Here is a 6,813-nt window from a genome sequence, read left to right as displayed (position 1 = left end):
GATGACTCAGTAGGAATTGCCACCATTGCGGCACGCTTCAACAACATCTCCAGTGGTAACTACCAACTAAAAATCAATGGCTTTAGTAAAACCCAACTGCTAACCACGGATTTCATTTTCAGTACGACAGTAGTAAATGACAATATCACAGGCACAAATAACATTGATGATTTGTTTGGTGGTTTAGGTGATGACACTATTCAAGGTAATGGTGGTAATGACCGTTTGTTTGGGGAACAAGGGAATGACAGATTATTAGGCGGATTTGATAATGATACTCTCTATGGTGGTGCGGGTAATGACGTGTTTGTGTTCGAGACCTTCAACACTGCCACATCGTCCCAGTCTGTGGATGTAGTTGCAGATTTTGTCCAGGGACAAGACAAAATCGATCTGAGAACTGTGGGCATCAGCGACAACAATACCCTGCAACTACTCCTGAATAATGACTCAGCCGGAATTGCCACCATTGCGGCACGCTTCAACAACATCTCCAGTGGTAACTACCAACTAAAAATCAATGGCTTTAGTAAAACCCAACTGCTAACCACGGATTTCATTTTCAGTACGGCAGTGGTAAATGACAATATCACAGGTACAAACAACAATGATGATTTGTTTGGTGGTTTAGGTGATGACACTCTTCAAGGTAATGGTGGTAATGACCGTTTGTTTGGGGAACAAGGGGATGACAGATTATCAGGAGGAGCGGGTAATGATACCCTCTACGGTGGTGCGGGTAATGATATCGCTGTTTATTCAGGTAATCGTTCCGAATATCAAATTACAAGTACAAATGGGGTATTTACAATTACCGATACAGTGTCTAATCGTGATGGTGTAGATATATTGAATGACATCGAACAAGTACAATTTTTAGATCAAACTATCACCATCGGCACTGTTTTACCCTCTATTACCCTAGCCGTCTCTCCCAGTAGCGTGACTGAAGACGGTACTCCCAATCTGATTTACACCTTTACCCGCACAGGAAGTACTGCTAACACCTTAACCATTAACTTTGGAGTGGCTGGTACAGCTACCTTCAACACTGACTACACTCAAAGCGGTGCAGCCAGTTTCACCAATACCACAGGTACAATTACCTTTGCTGCGGGTGCAAGTACAGCCATCCTGACTATTAACCCCACGGCTGACACCACCGATGAAAGTAATGAAACCGTTGCTTTGACGGTAGCAAGCGGTACAGGTTACACCATCGGCACGACAACACCTGTTACCGGAACCATTACTGATGATGATCCCTCCGGCATTACCATAAATCTTAATGCTGGCCAAACCATAGTCGAAGGCTTAACTAGCCCTCAAAACGCCACCTATACAGTTAGTCTGTCCCAAGCCAGTAGCCAAACTATCACTGTGCAATATGCCACTGCTAATGGTACAGCTACAGCAGGAGTAGACTATACCAACACAACTGGAACTCTAACTTTCAACCCAGGGGAAACTAGTAAAGTCATTAATATCCCCATTCTCAATGATTCCACCAATGAAGCAAATGAAACCTTTACACTCAGCTTAACTTCTCCCACTAATGCCAGCTTGGGTACGAGTACTGTTACTACAACTATCACCGATACTCTCTCAAGTTCTTCGACTACCACTCTGCCAACCAACGTCGAGAATCTCACTCTCACAGAAACAGCAGCTATTAACGGTACAGGTAATGCCGGAAATAACATCATTACAGGTAATAGTGCCAATAATACTCTCTCTGGTGCAGATGGCAATGATACTTATGCTTTCGTAGCCAATACTGCTCTGGGAACTGACACAATTGTTGAAACCGCTACAGGTGGTGTTGATACTATTAACTTCAGTGGTACTACTGTAGCTGTCCAAGCAAACCTGGGTGTAGTTACATCACAAACAGTGAATAGCAATCTCAAGCTAATTCTCTCTGCTAACAACGTCATCGAAAATGCTACAGGCGGTACAGGTAATGACCGTTTGACAGGTAATGCCTTAAATAATATCCTTGCTGGTGGTAGTGGAAATGACCAACTGCAAGGGTTAGCAGGAAATGATACCCTCTGGGGTGGACTAGGGGATGATATTTTGACAGGCGGTGCTGGTAACGATCAATATTTATTCCAAGCTAGTGGTGTCTTTAGTTCTAGTTTAGGGGTTGATTACATTAGCCTGTTTGAGGTGGGACAAGACAAAATTGTGTTGAGTAAAGCTACTTTTAATGCAATTACTAATGGTGTGGGACAAACTTTAACTGATTTTGCGGTTGTCAGTGATAATGAATTTGTCAACGCTAGTAGTGCGCGTATTGTCTTTAGCCAAAGTAGTGGGAGCTTGTTCTACAACCAGGATGGTAGTCTTTTGGGTACAAGTACAGTGTTTGAGTTTGCCAGTTTAGGTAATCCTGATATTACTTTGAGTAGTAGCGATTTCAGTTTAATTGCTTAATTACTTAGTTATAAATACCCGACTTTTCCACAAAGTCGGGTGTCTTGTTTTTGCAGCGTAGGTGTAGCCTTTAGTAGACATCGCTTGTTGAATTTAGTCTGCTGTTGCTCCTCATCAAATTTCTGTATCTTATCCTTGTCATAGCTCGTTTTTCTCGCTTTGAGATTTACTTTATAAATAGCCTCTTAAACTTTCAAGTTATATATTTTATTTAGTTAGACAGCCACAAGTAAAAAACTTATAGGACTTACGCAACTGGCATATTTTTTCTGTAGGGTGTGTGAGGAGCGATAATATTTGAACGTAGTCATGAGACTTGTAGCGTCACGCACCAACCACCAATTGTGACACTTGCGTAAGTCCTGACTTATTATAGCGGCTGAGTTTTTTTGTAACCAAATATTATTTTTTGTTTAAACATGATTAATTTATTTAAATTTATCTAAAGTTAGAATAATCAGTTCTAACGAATCTTCCTTGAAGCAAGTAATCTATATATTGTAATTTTATTAAAGTATAAGCATTTGGCTAATATTTTTACAACTATCAAAACAGTATGAATATAGGTTATTTTCAAAAAATTCCTCTGCTACCTTTGGTACTCCTGTGGCTAGCTTACGCTCTTTTAGGCTGGTATCTAGCAGCGCATCACATTGTTTGGTTAGTAGGAGCGTTTATTGCTACTGTTGCTATAACTGTAGTTCGTAGAAGTATTTCTTGGTTAGAAGGTTTAGTTTCTTTTGGCTCTCGCACTCTGGTAGTAGTCATATTATTAAGCGCATCTATTGCTTTAGTTGCAACTTGGTCAGTATTATTGAGCTTGTTTCTCATACCCATAGCCACTACTCTTTTAGCCGATTTAGAACTACGTTTTGCTGGCTTTAAAAAAATAGATTCGTTTTGGATTTTAACTGTTTTAGCGGGTTGGGGTTTAACAGTGGGTGAACTTGTAGATATTTTACTTCTACCCAGTAGCAGATACTAATACCAATTCAAAATGGTTTTGAGGAATTGTTGGTTACTGAATTTGGGAAAATTGCCATCAATTCTTAATTCTTTAGGTAGAGTAGGGTGGGCAATGCCCACCACAATAATAATACTGTTGCCAAATTTTAGTTAATTTGGTGCTGAGGCAGATAGTCATCACGCACCGCTAGATCAGATGGTGTTGAGGCGCTTCTATAATATTTTTCATGAGAACCTATAGCCAAAGTCTGCGCCTAACATACCCTAAAAGAATTTTATTTTTACTTTATAAATAACCTCTTATAGAAAAGCTTAACTTTCATTATTCAAGCCAAAAAGTAAAGATAAGTATAAAATAAGTAGGTAACTCAAAATGCCTTTATGACATTTCAACAACTACGTACAGGAGAATACTTTTGTTTCTCTGGTATGACTACTGCTTACGTATATAGGAAAATCAGTGCTTCCTATTGCAGCCAGAACGGTTTCCTACAAAAAATTAGACCGCAAGCAAAAATTAGAAGGCTAAGTCAGACAGAAATTAAGGAATATTTAACACAAAAGCAGAGTTCCCTAAAAAATGTCTTAGAGAGAGATTAGGTGTGTTTTCAAACCCCAAATTAGACTTTGATTTAGATGAGGACATAGATAAATTAACAATCCTATAGGACTCATACTTGATTTTTGAAATATAGGTAGGGCGCTGCACTGCCCACCAAAGCCATGATATGGTGGGCAGTGCAGCGCCCTACAGATACTACATATACCGAGATTTTTTCATAAATCAAATCGGATTCCTATAGCAAGCAGATTTTCAGCCTGTCACCTATCACCTGTCACCTGTCCCCTATCTAAGTTTGCTCTATCGCCCCTAACATTTGTAAGATTTTATCGGCGTTGTCTAAATCACCAACCATGCGGCGAATTGGCAGAGGCCAAACCTTAACTAGGGTAGGAGTTGCGGAAACTTGGTCAATTTCTGCTTGTTCGGGATTAGTCAAAACATCAATCACCTTCATAGTGTAAGGATAGCCTAGCGATCGCTCCAACAGTTCATGGAGATTTTTCAAGATCCGTTCCGTATTAGCACTGTGTCCAGCAACAAACAAACGCAGAACATATGTTTTCAGTTGCGTCTTTTGTACCGTCATAGCCGGTGGATGATATTTAGGAACCTGTTGGGAAAGGTCTAAGTTAACAATTAAATCGTGGTCTTCCCAAAGTTGGGGAAACGAAGAGCGATAAGTTGATAATACCAGGCGATCGCAAGAACCCTCTTGCCAAGGAGCAGGTTGCCAAACCAAGTCACCCGTATTGAAAATCGCGTTCAGCACCGCTTGATGCTTCAACACTGCTGGAGAAGCTTCCGCAAAAACTTTTACCTGCTGAGTTTGAGTATCTAACCAATGGTCAACCGTTGCAGTGTAGCAAGGTACTAGAAAATGAGGCGGTTCCGGTAAGTCTAAAATCTCCTGCAAAGCTGCACACAAATGCGAATGCCATCGACCTTGTTTGTGAGGGTCAATGCAGTAAATTAAATCGCCTCCAGGCGTAAACAGGGCAATACCCTTATATAACTCAGGTATCGATAAATTTTCTAGAGTCGATTTAGCCACGATATCCCAAAACTCAACAGTCCATAGTCAATAGTCCACAGTCCATAGTCAACAGTCAACAGTCCAAAGTACAAAACCTAAACTAAATAATATTAACAAGTCTCCACAAAGAAAAAAGGGCAAAGGCTTCTACCCTTCCCCTTTCTCCCTTCCCCCTTCCCCTTTCCCCCTTTCCCCTTTTCCCCAGTCCCTAAACCCGACCTCGGAGAAACTGAGCCATTTCGTTAGGAGTTGGTGACATCTCCAAAGCCGTTTCTTCCGTGATCCGTCCATCTTGATAGAGATTGTACAAAGACTGATTCATCGTAATCATCCCATCAAAACTAGCTTGCTTCATCAGCTCAGTAATTTCATCATATTTACCATCTTTAACCCATTCCTTAACCGCTTCCGTATTAATGAGGATATCGTGGAAAGCAGCCCGCTTACCGTCAGTTGTCCGACACAAACCTTGTGCAATAACAGCTACCAAAGACTCCGCTAGCGCCACTCGCATCGCATCCTGTTCTTCACCAGAATACAAATTTAGAATCCGTTCAATAGTTTTCACCGCACTATTCGTGTGCAGAGTTCCCATTACCAAGTGACCAGTCTGCGCCGCCTTCAATGCAGTATTCACCGTTTCCTTATCCCGCATTTCCCCCACCAGAATCAAATCTGGGTCTTCCCGCAAAGCTGCTTTTAAAGCATTATCAAATTTGCGGGTGTGCATTCCCACTTCCCGTTGCTTCACCAACGACTTGCGACTTTGGTGAACAAATTCTATTGGGTCTTCAATCGTGATAATGTGCTTAGGCATCTCGCGATTGATATAATCAATCATCGCCGCCATCGTCGTTGATTTACCAGAACCAGTCGGCCCTGTCACCAAAATTAAACCCTTGTGATAGTGGCAAATATCCCGAAATATTGGCGGTAATCTCAACTGATCAATAGATAAGATTTTCAGTGGAATCAACCGCAGCACCATTGCATAGCCTTTGAGAGAGTCAAAGACATTAATCCGTACACGGGCGAATTCATACTGAGTTGCACCATCAAATTCTAAATGTTCTTGGAAGCGTTGAATTTCTGGCTCAGTCATGATTTCCCGTAACCAACTCATAAAAGCCTCTTTGTCAGTTTCGGGATAATCAGTTGGGCTAATCTCGCCTCGGTTACGGAATCTTGGTATTTCACCAACACCTAAGTGAATATCAGAAAAGCCATTATCAAAAGCCTCCCTGATAATTCGCGCCAAAGTTAAAGGCGTATCGCTATCTGGCGTAGAGATTGGTGGTGGTGTCCCTGGACGATGCGCCGCATGAGGAGGCGGCGGCGGTGCAGCATTAGCGCTTCTATTAACTTCTGACATATCCAACGTTTGGGTATGTTGACGTTGGGTAATTAACGATGGTGGTGGCGGTGGCGGTGGCGGTGGGATTGGCGGGATGTTACGCGCAGTCACAGAATTAGAACCAGATAGAGAGTGGGATTCTGTCATATAACTTTATGTTTTTGTGGTAATCAACTGGAAACAGCAAAAAATCACCTTAGAGTGCTAATAGCTTTGGCAAGCGGCATGAAAAAAGCCGATTTGCTGAAAATTTCCTATTTACATTTTGTTACAATGATATTTTTGCTTATGTAATTTTTTTAACCATAAAATAAAAAAGGGATTATAAATCCATATAAACTTGTTTAACCTAAGCTTTCCCAGCACAGCATCAGCAAAAACACTCATAAATATACGTAGTTATTTATACTTTTAACTTATTTGAGGTCAATTCCATCGGCGTAAATGAGAAACTCA

5 protein-coding genes are annotated in these 6,813 nt (G+C 41.1%); 3 read left to right on the top strand and 2 right to left on the bottom strand.

Features of this window, described 5'->3' with window-relative positions:
- The 3 genes from H6G83_RS12725 to H6G83_RS34965 all read left to right on the top strand — a co-directional run.
- Nucleotides 1–2,439: Calx-beta domain-containing protein (locus H6G83_RS12725; RefSeq protein ID WP_190472253.1), on the top strand; the 2,439-nt coding region annotated here is incomplete at its 5' end.
- 556 nt (nucleotides 2,440–2,995) lie between these two features.
- The gene (locus tag H6G83_RS12720) at nucleotides 2,996–3,424 is read left to right on the top strand and encodes a hypothetical protein (RefSeq protein WP_190472250.1); all 429 of its coding nucleotides are present in this window, start codon (nucleotides 2,996–2,998) and stop codon (nucleotides 3,422–3,424) included.
- Nucleotides 3,425–3,786: 362 nt separating this feature from the next.
- Entirely contained in the window at nucleotides 3,787–4,005 is a 219-nt protein-coding gene (locus H6G83_RS34965) for a hypothetical protein (RefSeq protein ID WP_206758988.1), read from the top strand.
- 251 nt (nucleotides 4,006–4,256) lie between these two features.
- Here H6G83_RS34965 and H6G83_RS12715 read toward each other — a convergent pair whose 3' ends face one another.
- Nucleotides 4,257–5,021 (bottom strand): circadian clock KaiB family protein, encoded by a 765-nt coding sequence (locus tag H6G83_RS12715; RefSeq protein WP_190472247.1) that lies wholly within the window; start codon nucleotides 5,019–5,021, stop codon nucleotides 4,257–4,259.
- 190 nt (nucleotides 5,022–5,211) lie between these two features.
- Nucleotides 5,212–6,504, bottom strand: coding sequence for a type IV pilus twitching motility protein PilT (locus tag H6G83_RS12710; protein WP_190472244.1), 1,293 nt, complete (start codon nucleotides 6,502–6,504; stop codon nucleotides 5,212–5,214).
- Between the last annotated feature and the right edge of the window lie 309 nt (nucleotides 6,505–6,813).

Origin of the sequence: Anabaena azotica FACHB-119 (assembly GCF_014697625.1) — a bacterium.
GTDB classification, from domain to species: Bacteria; Cyanobacteriota; Cyanobacteriia; order Cyanobacteriales; family Nostocaceae; genus Trichormus; species Trichormus azoticus_A.
Note: the sequence above shows the minus strand (reverse complement) of the source record. Positions and strands in the feature narration are given on the sequence as shown.